The organism is Nocardiopsis lambiniae, assembly GCF_031845465.1.
GTDB classification, from domain to species: Bacteria; Actinomycetota; Actinomycetes; order Streptosporangiales; family Streptosporangiaceae; genus Nocardiopsis; species Nocardiopsis lambiniae.
In genome coordinates, this window is record NZ_JAVREP010000026.1 from 15,658 (window position 1) to 32,305 (window position 16,648).

13 protein-coding genes are annotated in these 16,648 nt (G+C 71.0%); 4 read left to right on the forward strand and 9 right to left on the reverse strand.

Features of this window, described 5'->3' with window-relative positions:
* Positions 1–81: 81 nt before the first annotated feature.
* The 5 genes from typA to RM479_RS24960 all read right to left on the reverse strand — a co-directional run bounded on the left by typA (position 82) and on the right by RM479_RS24960 (position 6,306).
* Positions 82–1,974 carry a translational GTPase TypA gene (gene typA / locus RM479_RS24940; RefSeq protein WP_311514137.1) on the reverse strand — a complete coding sequence of 631 codons (1,893 nt, stop codon included), beginning with the start codon at positions 1,972–1,974 and terminating at the stop codon, positions 82–84.
* Between the two features lie 144 nt (positions 1,975–2,118).
* Positions 2,119–2,538, reverse strand: coding sequence for a (deoxy)nucleoside triphosphate pyrophosphohydrolase (locus RM479_RS24945; RefSeq protein WP_311514138.1), 420 nt, complete (start codon positions 2,536–2,538; stop codon positions 2,119–2,121).
* Positions 2,520–4,763 (reverse strand): SF1B family DNA helicase RecD2, encoded by a 2,244-nt coding sequence (recD2, locus tag RM479_RS24950; RefSeq protein WP_311514139.1) that lies wholly within the window; start codon positions 4,761–4,763, stop codon positions 2,520–2,522. The genes RM479_RS24945 and recD2 overlap by 19 nt, the downstream gene beginning before the upstream one ends.
* Before the next feature lie 13 nt (positions 4,764–4,776).
* Entirely contained in the window at positions 4,777–5,175 is a 399-nt protein-coding gene (locus RM479_RS24955; protein WP_311514140.1) for an MmcQ/YjbR family DNA-binding protein, read from the reverse strand.
* A gap of 84 nt (positions 5,176–5,259) precedes the next feature.
* Positions 5,260–6,306, reverse strand: coding sequence for a hypothetical protein (locus RM479_RS24960; protein WP_311514141.1), 1,047 nt, complete (start codon positions 6,304–6,306; stop codon positions 5,260–5,262).
* A gap of 177 nt (positions 6,307–6,483) precedes the next feature.
* Between RM479_RS24960 and RM479_RS24965 the strand changes: the two genes are divergently transcribed.
* Entirely contained in the window at positions 6,484–7,551 is a 1,068-nt protein-coding gene (locus RM479_RS24965) for a serine/threonine-protein kinase (protein ID WP_311514142.1), read from the forward strand.
* Here the strand turns inward: RM479_RS24965 and RM479_RS24970 are convergent.
* Positions 7,536–8,081, reverse strand: coding sequence for a hypothetical protein (locus RM479_RS24970; RefSeq protein WP_311514143.1), 546 nt, complete (start codon positions 8,079–8,081; stop codon positions 7,536–7,538). The genes RM479_RS24965 and RM479_RS24970 overlap by 16 nt on opposite strands.
* A 303-nt stretch (positions 8,082–8,384) precedes the next feature.
* On the opposite strand from RM479_RS24970, the gene RM479_RS24975 reads away from it, so the two are divergent.
* Positions 8,385–10,478 carry a bifunctional metallophosphatase/5'-nucleotidase gene (locus tag RM479_RS24975; RefSeq protein WP_311514144.1) on the forward strand — a complete coding sequence of 698 codons (2,094 nt, stop codon included), beginning with the start codon at positions 8,385–8,387 and terminating at the stop codon, positions 10,476–10,478.
* A 95-nt stretch (positions 10,479–10,573) separates the two neighbouring features.
* Here RM479_RS24975 and RM479_RS24980 read toward each other — a convergent pair whose 3' ends face one another.
* Positions 10,574–10,984: a hypothetical protein gene (locus RM479_RS24980; protein WP_311514145.1), complete on the reverse strand. Its 411-nt coding sequence runs from the start codon at positions 10,982–10,984 to the stop codon at positions 10,574–10,576.
* 218 nt (positions 10,985–11,202) lie between these two features.
* On the reverse strand, positions 11,203–11,901 hold the full coding sequence (locus RM479_RS24985; RefSeq protein WP_311514146.1) for a hypothetical protein: 699 nt from the start codon (positions 11,899–11,901) through the stop codon (positions 11,203–11,205).
* Between the two features lie 343 nt (positions 11,902–12,244).
* Here RM479_RS24985 and RM479_RS24990 point away from each other — a divergent pair, with 343 nt between their 5' ends.
* Positions 12,245–12,913: a response regulator transcription factor gene (locus RM479_RS24990; protein ID WP_017570862.1), complete on the forward strand. Its 669-nt coding sequence runs from the start codon at positions 12,245–12,247 to the stop codon at positions 12,911–12,913.
* 68 nt (positions 12,914–12,981) lie between these two features.
* On the forward strand, positions 12,982–14,268 hold the full coding sequence (locus RM479_RS24995; protein ID WP_311514147.1) for a sensor histidine kinase: 1,287 nt from the start codon (positions 12,982–12,984) through the stop codon (positions 14,266–14,268).
* 128 nt (positions 14,269–14,396) lie between these two features.
* On the opposite strand, the gene RM479_RS25000 is transcribed toward RM479_RS24995, so the two are convergent.
* Complete coding sequence (locus tag RM479_RS25000) at positions 14,397–16,598, reverse strand: glycosyltransferase (RefSeq protein ID WP_311514148.1); 2,202 nt, start codon at positions 16,596–16,598, stop codon at positions 14,397–14,399.
* Positions 16,599–16,648 lie beyond the last annotated feature (50 nt).

The following is a 16,648-nucleotide window of genomic DNA, read 5'->3' on the forward strand; positions in this document are numbered from 1 at the left end:
GCCATCTACCCGGTTGACCTGGGCGGAAACGCACGACGGGCGGGCCGCGTCGCGGCCCGCCCGTCCCGAGGACACGGGGTCCTACTGCTGCTGGCGCTTCTTGTTGGCGGTGATCCGACCGCGTTCCTTCTGGTCGAGGACGACCTTGCGGATGCGGACGTGCTCGGGGGTGACCTCGACGCACTCGTCCTCGCGGCAGAACTCCAGGGCCTGCTCCAGGGAGAGCTTCCGCGGCGGCACCAGGCGCACCAGCTCGTCGCCGGTGGCGGAGCGCATGTTGGTGAGCTTCTTCTCCTTGGTGATGTTGACGTCCATGTCGTCGGAGCGCGAGTTCTCGCCGACGATCATGCCCTCGTACACCTCGGTGCCCGGCTCGACGAACAGCGTGCCGCGCTCCTGGAGGTTGAACATCGCGAACGCCACGGCGGCGCCGGCCCGGTCGGCCACCAGGGAGCCGTTGGGGCGGGTGCGCAGCTCGCCGAACCACGGCTCGAACTTCTCGAACACGTGGTGCGCGATACCGGTGCCGCGGGTCTCGGTGAGGAACTCGGTGCGGAAGCCGATGAGGCCGCGGGAGGGGACCAGCCAGTCCATGCGCACCCAGCCGGTGCCGTGGTTGACCATGTTCTCCATGCGGCCCTTGCGGACGCTGAGGAGCTGGGTGATGGCGCCCATGTACTCCTCGGGGGCGTCCACGGTGAGACGCTCGACGGGCTCGTGGACCTTGCCGTCGACGACCTTGGTGACCACCTGCGGCTTGCCGACGGTCAGCTCGTAGCCCTCGCGGCGCATCTGCTCGACCAGGATGGCCAGCGCCAGCTCACCACGGCCCTGCACCTCCCAGGCGTCGGGACGCTCGGTGGGCAGCACGCGCAGCGAGACGTTGCCGACGAGTTCCTTGTCGAGGCGGTCCTTGACCAGGCGGGCGGTGACCTTGGCGCCCTTGACCCTGCCGACCAGCGGCGAGGTGTTGGTGCCGAGGGTCATGGAGATGGCCGGCTCGTCCACCGTGATGAGCGGCAGCGGGACCGGGTTCTCCAGGTCGGCGAGGGTCTCGCCGATCATGATGTCCTCGATGCCGGCGATGGCGACGATGTCACCGGGTCCGGCCTTCTCGGCGGGCTTGCGCTCCAGACCGTCGGTCATGAGCAGCTCGGTGATCTTGACCTGCTGGACGTTGCCGTCGGTGCGGATCCACGCGACCTGCTGGCCCTTGCGCAGCTCTCCCTGCTGGACGCGGCACAGCGCCAGGCGGCCCAGGAACGGGGAGGCGTCCAGGTTGGTGACGTGGGCCTGGAGCGGCGCGTCCGGGACGTACTCGGGCGCCGGGATGGTGTCCAGGATGGTGGAGAACAGCGGCACCAGGTTGTCGTTGTCCGGGATGGTGCCGTTGGCGGGGCGCTCCAGGGAGGCCTTGCCGTCGCGGGCGCAGGCGTAGACGATGGGGAACTCGATCTGGGACTCGTCCGCTTCCAGGTCCATGAACAGTTCGTAGGTGTCGTCCACGACCTCGGCGATACGGCTGTCGGGCCGGTCCACCTTGTTGATGACGAGGATGACGGGGAGCTTGGCCTTGAGGGCCTTGCGGAGCACGAAGCGGGTCTGGGGCAGCGGGCCCTCGCTGGCGTCCACCAGCAGGACGACGCCGTCGACCATCGACAGGCCGCGTTCGACCTCACCGCCGAAGTCGGCGTGGCCGGGGGTGTCGATGATGTTGATGACCACGTCCTCGCCCTCGGGCGTGGTGTAGTGGACGGCCGTGTTCTTCGCGAGAATGGTGATGCCCTTCTCGCGCTCCAGGTCGTTGGAGTCCATCACGCGGTCGTCGACATCCTGGTTGTCCCGGAAGACACCGGACTGCCAGAGCATGGCGTCAACGAGGGTCGTCTTACCGTGGTCGACGTGGGCCACGATGGCGACGTTGCGAAGGTCGCGACGGCGTGCGGAGCCCTCGACGGGCGTAGCGCTGGACATGGAAAAGTCTCGATCTCCTGGTCTGGGAAGAGACCGCAGGATGCCACGGCCCGTTGCCAGTTTATGCGGTCATGAGGGGCTGGTCGGGAAACGCACAGGTCACCCTGATCACCCCTCCAGGGGGAACAAGGCCGAAGACGCGGTTCATCCCGTCGGGACGAGCAGCGCCCCGATCGGGTCGAGGAAGGGCACGTCGGCCGGGAGCCAGTCGAGAGTGCCCAGGTCGGCGGCGGTGAGCCAGCGCAGGGACAGGTGCTCCAGGGCGCGTGGTTCGCCGTCGATCAGGTCGGCGCGCAGCAGGCGCAGGACGGCGGACCGGGTGCGCCCCGGGGTCGTGGGAAACGGGACGTCGACGCCGATCGCCTCACGGGCGCGGACGGTGACGCCGAGTTCCTCGCGGCATTCGCGGACGAGGGCGTCGGCGGGGGTCTCGCCCGGGTCGACCTTGCCGCCGGGGAACTCCCACCGGCCGTGCAGGGCGGCGGGTTCGGCGCGTTGGGCGGCGAGGATGCGGCCGTCGCGGATGATGGCGGCGCCCACGACGATCAGGGTGTCTCGGTCCACGATCCCCCAGGGTAGCGGGCGGTGCGCAGGCGGTGGGCCAAGGCCGTGTGCCGGTGGCCGGAGGAGGCGTTGCGGACGGCCTGGGCCAGGGCGCGGCGGGAGCCGACCAGCACGACGAGGCGCTTGGCCCGGGTGATGGCGGTGTAGAGCAGGTTGCGCTGGAGCATCATCCACGAGCTGGTGGTGACGGGCACGACGACGGCCGGGTACTCGCTGCCCTGGGAGCGGTGCACGGTGATGGCGTAGGCGTGGGCGAGCTCGTCGAGTTCGGCGAAGTCGTAGGTGATGTCCTCGTCCTCGTCGGTGCGCACGGTGAGTTCCTGGGCCACGGGGTCCAGACCGGTGACGACGCCGAGGGCGCCGTTGAAGACGCCGTTGGCGCCCTTGTCATAGTTGTTGCGGATCTGGGTGACCTTGTCGCCGACCCGGAAGGTCCGGCCGCCGAACCGGCGTTCGGGGATCCCCTCCCCCGCCGGGGTGAGGGCCTCCTGGAGCGCGATGTTGAGGTTGCCGGCCCCGGCGGGCCCGCCCTTCATCGGGGTGAGGACCTGGACGTCGCGGCGCGGGTCCAGGCCGAAGGCGCGGGGGATCCGGCCGGCGACGACGTCGACGGTCATGAGCGCGGCGTCCTCGGACTCCTCGCAGGCGAAGAGGAAGAAGTCGCGCATGCCCTCGAACAGGGGCGGTTCGCCCTTGTTGACCCGGTGGGCGTTGCTCACCACTCCGGACTCCTGTGCCTGGCGGAACACCCGGGTGAGCCGGACGCTGGGGATGGGGGAACCCTCGGCGAGCAGGTCGCGCAGGACCTGCCCGGCGCCGACGGACGGCAGCTGGTCGACGTCGCCGACGAACACCAGGTGGGCGCCGGCCGGGACGGCCTTGATGAGCTTGTTGGCGAGGATGAGGTCGAGCATGGACGCCTCGTCGACCACCAGCAGGTCGCAGTCGAGGGGGTTGTCGCGGTCGTAGGAGGCCTCGCCGCCGGGGCGCAGTTCGAGGAGCCGGTGCACGGTGGCGGCCTCGTGCCCGGTGAGTTCGGTGAGGCGTTTGGCCGCGCGGCCGGTGGGGGCGGCCAGGATGATCTTCGCGCCCTTGACGGCGGCCAGGGTGACGATGGAGGAGACGGTGAAGGACTTGCCGCAGCCGGGGCCGCCGGTGAGGACGCTGACCTTGCGGGTGAGCGCCTGTGTCACCGCTTCGCGCTGTTCGTCGGCGAGTTCGGTGCCGGTGCGCCGGTGCAGCCAGCCCAGGGCGACCTCCCAGTCGACGTCGGCGAAGGCGGACAGCCGGTCGTGCGGGTGGTTCAGCAGGGTGAGCAGCCCGGTGGCGGCGCCGACCTCGGCCCGGTGGAAGGGCACCAGGTGGACGGCGCGCACCGGGGCGCCGTCGGGGCCGGGGACCTCTTCGCGGACCACTCCCTCGTCCTCGATGAGCCGGGCCAGACACTCGATGACCAGGCCGGAGTCAACGCCGAGGATCTTGACGGCGGCGGAGATGAGCTTCTCCTCGGGCAGGTGGCAGTGACCGTCGCCGGTGGACTCCGAGAGGGTGAACTGGATGCCGGCCATGATCCGTTGGGGGCTGTCGTGGGGGATGCCGACGGCCTGGGCGATGGTGTCGGCGGTCTTGAAGCCGATGCCCCACACGTCGGTGGCCAGCCGGTAGGGCTCCTTCTGGACGATCTCGATGGAGGTGTCGCCGTACTTCTTGTAGATGCGCACGGCCAGGGAGGTGCTCACCCCGACGCCCTGGAGGAAGACCATGACCTCCTTGATGGCCTTCTGCTCCTCCCAGGCGTCGGCGATGAGCCGGGTGCGCTTGGGGCCCAGGCCGGGGACCTCGATGAGGCGTTCCGGGTCCTGTTCGATGACGTCGAGGGCGTCGGTGCCGAAGTGCTCGACGATGCGTTCGGCCATCTTGGGGCCGATGCCCTTGATGAGGCCCGAGCCCAGGTAGCGGCGGATGCCCTGGACGGTGGCGGGCAGGACGGTGGTGTAGTCGTCGACGTGGAACTGGCGACCGTACTGCGGGTGCGAGCCCCAGCGGCCGTGCATGCGCAGGGCCTCACCGGGTTGCACGCCCATGAGGGTGCCGACCACGGTGAGCAGCTCGGCGCCGCGCCCGGTATCGACCCGGGCGACGGTGTAGCCGGTCTCCTCGTTGGCGTAGGTGACGCGTTCGAGGACGCCTTGGACCACGGCGGGCGAACGCTTCTCGTCGGGCACACGGTCCCCTTTCTCAGGCGTCCCCGATCTCGGGGAGGTCGTCGCCGAGCACGGCCAGGACACGTTCCCGGTCGGCCTTGCGCAGCCCGCGGGCGACCAGAGTGTACGAGTCGCGCAGCATCTCCAGCACCTCGTCCTCGGGGACGGTGCCGTCCAGGACCACGGTGTTCCAGTGGTCCTTGTTCATGTGGTAGCCGGGGGTGACGGCGGGAAAGCGGTCGCGCAGTTCCAGGGCGTGGACCGGGTCGCACTTGAGGTTGGCCCGGGCCGGGGCGTCGCCGTCGGAACCCTCCATGAACAGGGCGAACATCCTGTCGCACACCTTGTAGACGAGTGGACCGGGACCGAAGGGTTCGGTCTCGACGGCCTCCGGGAACCACAGGGCGGCCTCGATGAACCGGGACGGCTTCATGACGATCGCCTCCTTTCCGTCTTCGAGCCTGCCAGAGACGGGCGACGTTCGGGTCCGTGCGCCCGAGCCTGTGAACGGCCGGGGTCAGGTCCCGACCGCGTCGGGGTCGGTCGGTTCGGACAGGCGGAGGGCGGCCTCCTGGGCGCGGACCAGGGAGCGCAGTTCCGCCTCATGGTGCTCGTGCGCGGCGCCGGACTCCACGACGCGATCGGCGACCGCGTCGAACGCGCGGGCGGAGGAGGCGTCGGTGCGCTCGTCCTCGAAGGTGCGCACCCGGGCCGCGTACTCCTCCAGCAGTCCGATGCGGTGTTCCAGGCGACCGCGCTCCCCGGCCAGGGCGGCGCGGGCCCGCTCGGCGGCAGCCCTGGAACGCTCGCCCGTGACCGGGGTGCGGTCGGCGCGGACGGCCTCCCGTCCCAGGCGGACCAGCCCGTGGGCGATGATCCACTCGGTCTCGGCCAGCACGACCTCGTTGCGAACGGTGTCGAGGAGCAGCCCCTCGCGGTGCGGTCCGGACTCCAGGACGGCGTCCACCGCCCGCTGGGCGCGCTCCAGCAGGGAGCGGTACTCCCCCTCGACCATGTCGAGGGTGACGTACCGGTCGGCCAGGTCGCGCAGAACGCGGCGCGGGTCGCGGCGGTCCCTTTCCCGGGCGGCCAGCTCGGAGGGGACGGCGACCGCGACGACCGCGAACAGGACGAGGGGGATCGACCCGAGGGGGCTCAGGTCCAGGAGGATCTGGCAGGCCACGTAGGTGAGGAGGGCGCCGTAGGACGTCCGCAGGATGGTCTTGTTCCGCCCCACGGGTTCGCTCCGGTCCACGGGTTCGCTCCGGTCCGCGGCGTTCCGGTCGGCCGAGGCCGCCAGGACCGCCCTCTTCTCCCGGTCCGACAGGTCGGGGTCGAGGGTGATCCGCCTCGGACCGTCGGCGGTGTGCGACTCCAGGAGACGGGACCGGACCTCGTGGCCGAGAAGGGTCAGGGAGAGGAATCCCTGACGGGTGCGTTCGGCCAGACCCCGTTCGATGAGGGCGGCGTTGCCCGGTGCGCCCCGGTACGCGGGGGACCACACGTCCGGGTCGTCGGGCAGGGGCGCGGCCCCGAGCAGCGCCCGGGCGATTCCGGGACTCACGGAGATCGTGCGACCGTCGGAGAGGGTGATTTCCAAGCGGATCCTCGGGGGCGACGGGGGTGACGCGTTCTTTATATCCGAGGCGCCCCGGACCCGACCCGGTTCCAGGTCCCCTCCCCGGCGGGGGTCGGTGGATAGACTCCGGCTCGACGTCCCCCACGATCCCCGGGAGCCCTCATGAAGGCGCGCGGCATCCGCAGACTCCACCCCCTGGAACCCGGCGACCCGCGTGAGGTCGGCGGGCACCGGGTGGTCGGCCGGATCGGCTCCGGGGGCATGGGCACCGTCTACGCGGCGGACTCGCCCGGGGTGCACGGGTACCTCGCGGTCAAGGTGATCCACGCGGAACAGGCGTCCGATCACCGGTTCCGGGACCGGTTCGCGTTGGAGGCCCGACTGCTGTCGCGGGTGAACAGCCCGTCGGTGGCCCGGTTCGTGCGGGCCGACGTGCAGGCCGAACTGCCGTGGATGATCACCGAGTACGTGCCCGGTCCGACCCTGCGCCACCACGTGGAGCGCTACGGCCGGCTGAAGAAGGGGATGCTGCTCGGGCTGGCGGCGGGGACCGCGGAGGCGTTGCGCGCCATCCACGCGGCCGGTGTGGTCCACCGCGACCTCAAGCCGAGCAACGTGGTGCTGTCCGACAAGGGCCCCAAGCTGGTGGACTTCGGCATCGCGCACCCGGTGGAGGACCCCGACCCCACCAAGTGGATCCGGTTGCGGCGGATGCGACGGGCCTACCGGGACCTCAAGCTGCCCTCGCCGGAGACCCTGCCGGACGAGCGGATCACCGCGTGGGTGGACAAGCTCGGCACCCCGGGGTGGATCAGTCCGGAGCAGTACTCGCGGCAACCCACGACACAACGCTCCGACGTGTTCCTGTGGGGGGCGACGGTGGCGTTCGCGGCCCTGGGCCACGACCCGTTCGGGCGGGCCGACGCCAAGGAGATGGCCCGACGGGTGTTGTTCGAGGAGCCCGACCTGGAGTACCTGCCGCCCGGCCTGAAGCGGGTGGTGGTGGCCGCGACTGCCAAGGATCCCGACGAGCGGCCGGACGCGGCGGAGTTGCTGAGCGAGGTGCTGGCGTTGGAGGAGGGCGTCGACACGCCGGGGACCGGCGCGGCGGCCGTGCGCGGACTCCTGGGACGGCGGTGGACGGAGGTGGCGGTGCGGGCACCGGCCCCGCCCCGCGAGGGGGCGCGCCTGTTCGGGCGCTCCCCCGCCCGGGATCAGAGCAGGCCGTAGTGGGCGCGGGCCTCACGGGAGAACATGACGGTGATCATGTACACCGCGAAGCCGAGCGGGACGACCGCCTCCAGGGCCCCGGAGAGCAGGTTCCACAGCAGCAGCGCGCCGGCGGCGCCCTGGAAGAGCACCACGCCCCAGAAGACGCCGAGCGTCCGGCGGCGGATGCGCGCGGCCAGCAGGGTGGACAGCACCCCGTAGACGCCGGTGACGGCGGCCATGACGATGATCAGGGAGCGCATCATCTCGACGCTGATCTCCAGTTGCACGCCCTGCTCCCCGAGCATCTGCGCCTGGGCGGCCAGGGCCTCCTCCATCTGCGCCTGGGGGATGACCAGGCCTTGCAGGAGCAGGAGGGACAGGGCGATCCCGCAGGCGCCGCCGATGAACATCAGGATGCGGACCACGGCGACCCTGCGGGGCAGCGGCGCGTCGGGGTGGAGGGCGGCGAAGCCCGCTTCGAAGTCCGGCAGGCCCCTCTGCGGCGGGATGCCGTCGGGCTCATAGGGGTCCTGGCCAGAGGGAGACAAGGCCGTCCTCCGAGGGGTTTCGGGGTCAGTGACACCACTCATGGTAGAGCCGCCCTCCGGAGGGAGGGCGCCCTACCGGGTGCGAGAGGTGGGAGGTCGCCGCCCGGGAGACGGGTCGCCGTGATCGATCCCGATGATACGGACGGGTCGAAAACCTCCATCGGTACAGCAGGATTCTGCAAATCGTAACCCTGAGGCCCATGACCGTCACGGCGATCGCCTCTAATGTGGCGTCTCTGACCCCACTTCCGCCCCGGGCGGAGCACACGATGATCCCCCGACCCCCAAAAGGAGCCCGGACCCATGTCCAGACTCGTGCGCGCCTCGGCGGCACTTCTGCTGACGAGCGCCTTCGTGGTGCCGTTCGCGCCCACCGCCGGCGCGGCCGTCCCCATGGAACCCTCGGGTGACGCCGACTTCACCTTGACGATCCTGCACGCGAACGACCCCGAGTCGCGGCTGTTGTCCGCGTCGGGGCAGGAGGACTTCGGCGGGGCCGCCCGGTTCACCACCCTGATCAACGACCTGCGCGAGGCCGAGGAGTCCGGCTCCGACGGTGTGGTGACCGTGAACTCCGGCGACATGTACCTGCCGGGCCCGGAGTTCTCGGCCTCCCGAGAGGACGGCGCCCCGTTCTACGACGCGGTGGCCGCCCGGTACGCCGGCTATGACGCGATCGCCATGGGCAACCACGAGTTCGACTTCGGCCCGGACGTGTACGCCGAGTTCATCGAGCAGCTGCCCGACGTGCCGGTGGTGGCCGCGAACGTCGACGTGTCCAAGGAGCCGTCCCTGGCCGCGCTGAGGGACGCGGGCCGGATCGCCCCCAGCACCGTCGTGGAGGCGGGCGGCGAGCAGGTCGGCATCGTCGGCGCGCTCTACCCGCTGCTGTCCACCATCAGCAGCCCGCGCAACGTGGTGATCGAGGACGTGGTCGCCCCGGTCCAGGCCGAGGTCGACCGGCTCACCGCGGAGGGTGTCGACAAGATCATCATGATCTCGCACCTCCAGGGCATCGCCTACGAGGAGCGGGTCGCGCGGGAGCTGACCGGGATCGACGCGATCGTCGCGGGCGGCGGCCACGAGATCATGGCGAACCCGGACGACGCCCTGGTCCCCGGTGACCAGGTCACGGCGCACCCGGGCACGGGCGCGCCGCTGTCCTACCCCCTGATCGCCACCAACCCCGACGGGGAGGAGGTGCCGATCGTGACCGCCGGCTCCAACTACAAGTACGTGGGACGCCTGGTCCTCGACTTCGACGCGGCCGGCGACGTGATCTCCGTGTCCGACCGTTCCGGCACGGTCCGGGTGTCGGGCGCGGGCGACGACGCGGTGGCCCCGGACGCCGACGTCGAGGCGCAGGTGACCAAGCCGATCTCCGACTACGTGGCCGAACTGGCCGAGACCGTGGTCGCCCAGAGCGAGGTGGACCTCAACGGCGTCCAGAACCCGGGCGTGCGCACCCAGGAGACCAACCTGGGCGACCTGGTGGCCGACGGACTGCTCGACACCGGTGTCCGCAACGCCGCCGACTACGGGGTGCCCGAACCGCAGATCGGCATCCAGAACGGCGGCGGCATCCGCAACGCCTCCGTGATCCCGGCCGGTCCGCTGACCTCGCTGGACACCTATTCGATCGCCCCGTTCGCCAACCAGGTGGCCGTGGTGCCCGACTTGCCGCGTTCCCAGATCAAGGAGCTGCTGGAGCAGGGTGTGGCCGCGGCTCCGGCCGCCAGCGGCGCGTTCATGCAGGTCGCGGGCGTGAACTTCGCCTACGACCCGGCGCGGACCGCGCAGGTCGTCGACGGGGACGGCAACGTGACGACCCCGGGTGAACGGGTCCGCAACGTGATCCTGCACGACGGCACGGTGCTCGTGAAGGACGGGAAGGTCGTGGAGGGCGACCCGATCACGGTGGTGACCAACGACTTCTCCGCCCGGGGCGGCGACAACTACCCGTTCCGCGGCGCCGACTTCACCGTCGTGGGATCCACCTACCAGGGCGCCCTGGAGCGGCTCATCACCGGACGGCTGGAGGGTCGGATCACCGAGGCCGCCTACCCCGAGGGCGGCGCCGGTCGCATCGTGGTGGGCGAGGAGGCGACCGTTCCCGACCCCGGGACCGGCCCGTCCCCCTCGCCCTCCCCGTCCCCGACCGACGGCCCCACGGGCGGCCCCACGGACGGTCCGACCGGCGGTCCGAGCGGCGACCCCTCCGACCCGGCGAGCAAGAGCCCGAAGCCGGGCGACGGCGGCGACGGTTCGCTGCCCAGGACCGGCACGGCGGTTCTCGGCCTGGTCGCAGCCGCCGTGGTGGCCGTGGGCGCGGGCGGCGCGGCCCTGTACCTGAGCCGTAAGCGCAAGGGAGCGGAACCGGCCGGGCTGGACGGCTGACACCGGCGGCGTCGAGCCTCACGGAACGAGGGGCCCGGCCGGGTGCGCACTCCACCCGGCCGGGCCCCTTCCTCGTGTCCGGTGGACCGCTCCGGTCAGCAGCGGGGCAGACCCTCGATGGGTTTCCAGGGTTCGGCGACGCGCAGGGCCGTGGCGCTGACGAAGACGTCCCGGTTGCCGGTGTCGTCGTCGGTGAGCACCCACCAGGTGGAGTTGGCGCCCTTGCCGTCGGAGTGGGCGGTGCCCTCGGTCTGGCAGAAGAAGTAGTGGCGGCCGGCCCACAGCCAGCCTCCGGTGGTGTAGCGGGTGTCCTGCGACCAGTAGGAGCGGGCGTCGCGCCAGGTGGTGTAGTAGTGGCGGACGGAGAGGGCGCCGCGTTCCTCGGCCGAGGTGGTACCGGCCGCCGTCTCGCCTCGGGTCTGGGCGGCGGCCGGTGCCGCCAGTGCCATGGGCAGGGCGAGCGCGACGGCGAGCGCCGCCGTTCGCAAGGTGCCTGCTCGGGTCATCGGAACGCTCCTCGACTCCCCTCCCGGGTCCGCTGCGCCCGCGCCCCGGGACGGTCATCGTCCCCAGGGCATCGCCGGCCCTGGTGCCGGGACGGATGATCCTGCTGGAATGGGATGGGGGGCGATGATCGTGACCGACCACCGCCCACCCACACATTGTCACTCACAGCGAACAATTCATTCCGTTGCGACACGGCCGTGTTCGCGGACCCCGCGTGTCAGGCGCAGCCCGCCGCCTCGCGCGCGTACTCCGCCATCCCGTCGCGCGCCGCCTGATCGGCCTCGGAGCCCTCGAACCAGATGAGGACGAAGTGGCAGGCCTCCTGCACGTCCACGGCGTCGTTGCCGTCCTCCCCCATGCCCTCCTTCAGCAGGAGCGCGGCCAGTGAGGCCGACCCCTCCTGGGCGTAGGCGATCACGCGGACCACCTCGGTGTCGGTGGCGGAGGTGCACTGGAACAGCGTCCCCTCCTGTTCGGAGCCCTCGCAGAGTTCGGCGGTGATGTTGCGCCGTTCCCGGATGTCGTACTCCCGGCGCAACTCGGCGACCAGGTCGTCGGAGGTCGGCAGGTCCTCCGGGGCGGGAGTGGGCTCATCGGTGGGTTCCGACGTGGGCTCCGGTTCGGGCTCCGGTTCCGGCGTGGGCTCCGGGGTGGGCGTCTCCTCACGGGTGGGCTCGGGCGAGGGTTCGGCGCCCGCCTCCCCCGCGGCCACACCAGAGGTGATCACGCTCCCCAGGACGAGTCCGCCACCGAGGACGGACGCGCCCGCAAGGACGGCGATGACCACGAGCACGACCATCAGTCCGGTGCCGTACCTGCCGGCGGGACGAGGGGGCGGCGGAGGCGGAGGGGGACCCGGTGGCGGGCCGGGCGGCGGATTCCATGGGGGCTGCTCGGGTTCCCGGTGGGGGTTCACGCGCTCTCTCCTCGTCATCGGCGTCGAGCGGTCCGACGGCGACGATGGGGGACCGCTCGCACATCGCCGTTGTTCTTCCACCCTTTCATCCACGATCATCCCATTGATACCGATAAAGCGGCCGACCGGGGCCGGTTTCGGCGACCGAGCGCCGCAGCTCGATCACTCCGCGCACCACACTTCACCAAGAACCCTGATTTTTCCCGGCCAAGGGCAAAGAAAGCCCATTGATAGAGCAATCGAGTTGTTTGTCTGGTATGTGAATACCGTATTTTCGGCCAACCTTGGGCCATCCGGCGCGCATAATAGGGAAATGCGCGACCCCGGACCTACGATCGACAGCATGACCTGCGTTTTGCTGGCCGAAGACGATGTCTCGATCTCCGAGCCTCTCGCGCGCGCACTCCGCCGCGAGGGCTACACGGTGGACGTGACCGTCAACGGCATTGAGACACTCGACCGTGCCCGTGCGGGAGACATCGACCTGATGGTCCTGGACCTGGGCCTGCCCGAAATGGACGGGCTGGAAGTGGCGCGTCGGCTCCGAGCCGAGGGCCATGGAACGCCGATCCTCATCCTCACCGCCCGCGCCGATGAGGTCGACACCGTCGTCGGCCTCGACGCCGGCGCCGACGACTATGTCACCAAACCCTTCCGGCTGGCGGAACTGCTGGCCCGGGTGCGCGCCCTGTTGCGGCGCGGGGGAGCCGAGGTGCCCGTCGTCCACGGCGTGCGCATCGACAACGACTCCCGCCGGGCCTGGCTGGGCGAACGCGAACTCCAGCTCACCACCAAGGAGTTCGACCTGCTGCGCGTGCTCGTGCGCGACGCCGGCAAGGTGGTCACCCGGGAACAGATCATGCGCGAGGTGTGGGACACCAACTGGTGGGGGTCGACCAAGACCCTGGACATGCACATCTCCTGGCTGCGACGCAAACTCGGTGACGACGCCAACCAGCCGTCGTACATCACGACCGTCCGCGGCGTGGGCTTCCGCTTCGAGCGGGACTGATCGGACCGTGGGTTCGACGCGTCCCCTCCCCGGTCGGCCGGCTCCCGGTCGGACGAACATGAGGTGACATGCGCAGGCGGATGGTTTTCTCCACCCTGGTGGTGACCGTCATCGCCGTCATGCTGCTCGGACTGCCCTTGGGTGCGCTCACCTACAAACTGGTGCACGACGAGAGCAGTCGTGCCCTCCAGGGCGAGGCGGAGTTGATCGGTGCCGAGAGCGACACCATGTTGGAGATCCACGACGAGATCAACCTCACCGAGCTCGACCGGGAGAATCCGGACCGGTTCATCCGGATCACGACCGGCGACGGCACCAACACGGTGACGGCCGGGAACCCGGCCTTGGACCCGAACGCGCCCGATGCCCCCGCGCTGATGCTGGCGACGGCCACCACCGGGCGGGGCACCGTGGTCGAGGTGTGGATGAGCGGTGACGAGGTCCAGCAGAGCGTGGTGCGCGCCTGGCTGGGCATCGCCTCCCTGTCGCTGCTGGCCATCGGCGTGGCGGTGGGGTTGTCCATGTTCCAGGCACGGCGGCTGACCCTGCCACTGGTCGACCTGGCCTACACCGCCGAACGGCTGGGTTCGGGGGTCACCACGCCGTGGGGTCACCGCTACGGCATCCCCGAGGCGGACCGGGTGGCCGAGGTCCTGGACCGCAGCGCCGAGCGCATCGCCGGCCTGATCGCCACCGAACGCCACTTCGCCACCGACGCCTCCCACCAGTTGCGCACCCCGCTGACGGCGCTCACCATGCGTCTGGAGGAGATCATCGCCGAGGCCGACGACCCCGAGGTCGTCCGGGAGGAGGGCGAGGCGGCCCTCGCCCAGACCGAACGGCTGGTGGAGACCGTCGAGAGCCTGCTGGGACGGGCCCGCAAGAGCCAGAACCCCGAGGTGGAGGCGGTCGAGGTGGACTCGGTCCTCAACCGCCTCCAGGCCGAATGGGCCCCGGTGTTCCAGAAGGAGGACCGCAGGCTCCTGGTCACCGGCGAGCCCGGGCTGACCGCGATGACCGTGCCCACCGACCTGGCCCAGATCCTGGCGACCCTCGTGGAGAACGCCTACAAACACGGCGCGGGCACGGTGACGATCCGGCGGATCGACACCGGCCAGTCGGTGCGCATCGAGGTGAGCGACGAGGGCGACGGCGTGCCCGAGCACCTGGCCGGGCGGATCTTCGAACGCGAGGTCAGCGGAGGCGGGGGCACCGGTCTGGGGCTGGCCCTGGCCCGGCACATCGCCGAGTCCGAGGGGGCCCGGGTGGAACTGATCCAGGCCAGGCCGACCACCTTCGCGCTGTTCCTGCCCGCCGGAGCGGGCGGCCTGTCGAAGATGACCGGCCCGGTCTGACCCCTGGGACGGGTCCCGCGAACACGTTCCCGCACGAGCGGGGTCCTTCACGAACGCCCGCGGCGCGGTCACGGCCTCGCGGACGGCGGTGTCGAACACGCCCCAGGGGCCTGACCGGCCCGGGGCGGTCAGGCCCGGGCCGGCACGGACGCCGGGACCGTGCCCAGCACCACCAGGTCGGTCCACAGGGATCGGACCCGTCCCAGGGAGTAGGCCCCGATCACCTCCGCGCGGGCGCGTTCGGCCTCCTCCTCGAACCGTCCCTCCCGCACGACCGCGTGGATCGCCTCCGCCATCGCCACGGCGTCGTCGTGGATCCAGTGCGGGTCGTAGATCGTGTCCGCGCCGGGCCACGGCAGCAGGGCGGGCACCCCGCCGGAGGCGGCGCACTCGGCCGGGGCCAGGTGGAACGACTCGTCGTCGCTGGTGGAGAGCATGAACCCGACCCGACGCAGCCAGGTGGCGACGTCAGGCCCGAACGGGTCGAAGACCACGGCCCCGGCCAACGCCTCCTCGCGCTGGACCCGCCGGTAGACGCGCTCGAAGTAGGCGCGCTCCTCGGGACGGTTCCAGATCCACCAGTAGTCCCAGGGCTGTTTGGTCTTGATCGACATCGTGTAGCGGGGGTCCATGCGCCGCAGCTCGGCGAGCACGTCCAGGCCCCGGTCCATCCGCTTGCGGGAGGGCGCGATGCCGATCATGCCCAGCGAGTACTCGGCGCCCGGGAGCTTGGGCCGGGCGAGCTGTTCGTCGTCCACCCAGTTGGGGACCACCACGACCTTGTCGGCGGGCCAACCGGTGATCTCCCGGGTGAGGTCGGCGTAATGGGGGCTGACGCACACCACCGCGTCGACCTTGTCGATGTCGAGCCGGCGCGGCCACTCCGCGTACAGCTCGAACCGGTGCAGGCGGACGATGAGCCGCTGGTCGGGCCGCTTCCACTTGGCGTAGAAAAGGGCGTTGGGGCCGCACCACTCGCAGATGACCACGTCGGCCCAACCGGCGAGTTCCCGGGACCGGTACTGGTCGTGGGTGCCCAGGCCCTCCCACTCGTCGATGCGGACCTCCAGGCCCGGCAGCGAGGACAGGTACTCGGCGAGTCGGGTGAAGAACTTCATGTCGTGCCCGGCCACGACCACCTTGAGCGGGCGTTCGGGGTCGGCTCCGGTGGGGACCGGCGGCAGCGCCTCGGTGAGGTATCCGCGCAGCCGTTCGGCGGCCCGCTCCAGCGTGTGGTCCCCCGCGGCGGCCCGGCAGCGGGCGGCGGCGTCGGCGTACACGGAGCGGTCGTGGTAGGCCCGGGCGACGACCTCGGCGACAGAGTCCAGGTCGGCCCCGGCGAACAGCGGGTAATCGGAACCCAGGAGGGCCTCGTGCATGGGAGTGCGGTTGAGGACCACGGGCAGTCCGAGCGCTCCCAGCTCCAGGACCTTGGTGGACAGTTCCAGGCTGGCGTCCATGGAGGGGTCGCGCCAGGACAGACCGAAGTCGCATTCGGCGGAGGCCCGCAGGGCATCGGCGCGCGCCATGCCGCCCCGCCAGTCCACGCCGGGGGTGCCCTCCAGGGCCTTGCGCATGCGCTTGGACCAGTCCGCGGGATCGGCGTGGATCTTGTCGCCGATCATCACGAGTTCGGATTCCACGCCCCGGCGTTCCAGGGCGGCGGGCAGCCCCGTCATCTCCAGGGTGTTCCAGGCCTGGGCGAACTTGCCGGTGTAGGCCAGTCGGGCGCGTGCGTGCACCTGCCCGTCGGCGCGGGCGTCCTCGGGAACCACCACGACGGGCGGGAACAGCACCGAGCGGCCGCAGGCGGCGGGCACCGACGATTCCAGGAAGGCCCGCAGCTCCTCGGTCTGGCAGAGCAGGAACCGGGAGGCCAGGGAGATCTCGGTGAGTTCGGCGACGGTGGTGGCGGTGAGACCGTCGACACCGTGGGGGAAGTCGGTGAGGTAGGTCCACAGCCGTCCGGCCAGGGACTCCTCCTGGGCGGCCAGCCCGGCCAGGCGGCGACCGCGCACGACGACCAGGTCGAAGGGGCGGCGTTCGTGCCGGGCGACCATCAGGGAGACGGCCTGCTCGGGGGTGAGCCCGCGCGGTCCGGCGTCCGGGACCAGTGCGTCCTCGTAGGGGCGCAGCAGGTGGACCCCGGGCACGGTGGCGAGCGGCGCGATGAGCCGGTCGGTGCGCACGGGGGCCTTGAGCAGGAGGGTGACCTCGCATCCGGCCGCGGCCAGGGCCTGCGCCATCGACTGTGCCCAGATCGCGGAACCGTCGATGATGTTCAGGTCCACGTCCCCGTACAAGAGTGCGCGCGGAGGAGGTGTGCTCACGTTCTTCCCTTCGAATGCTTGCGGGTGGCCCGTGCCGGGCGGGCGGTGCG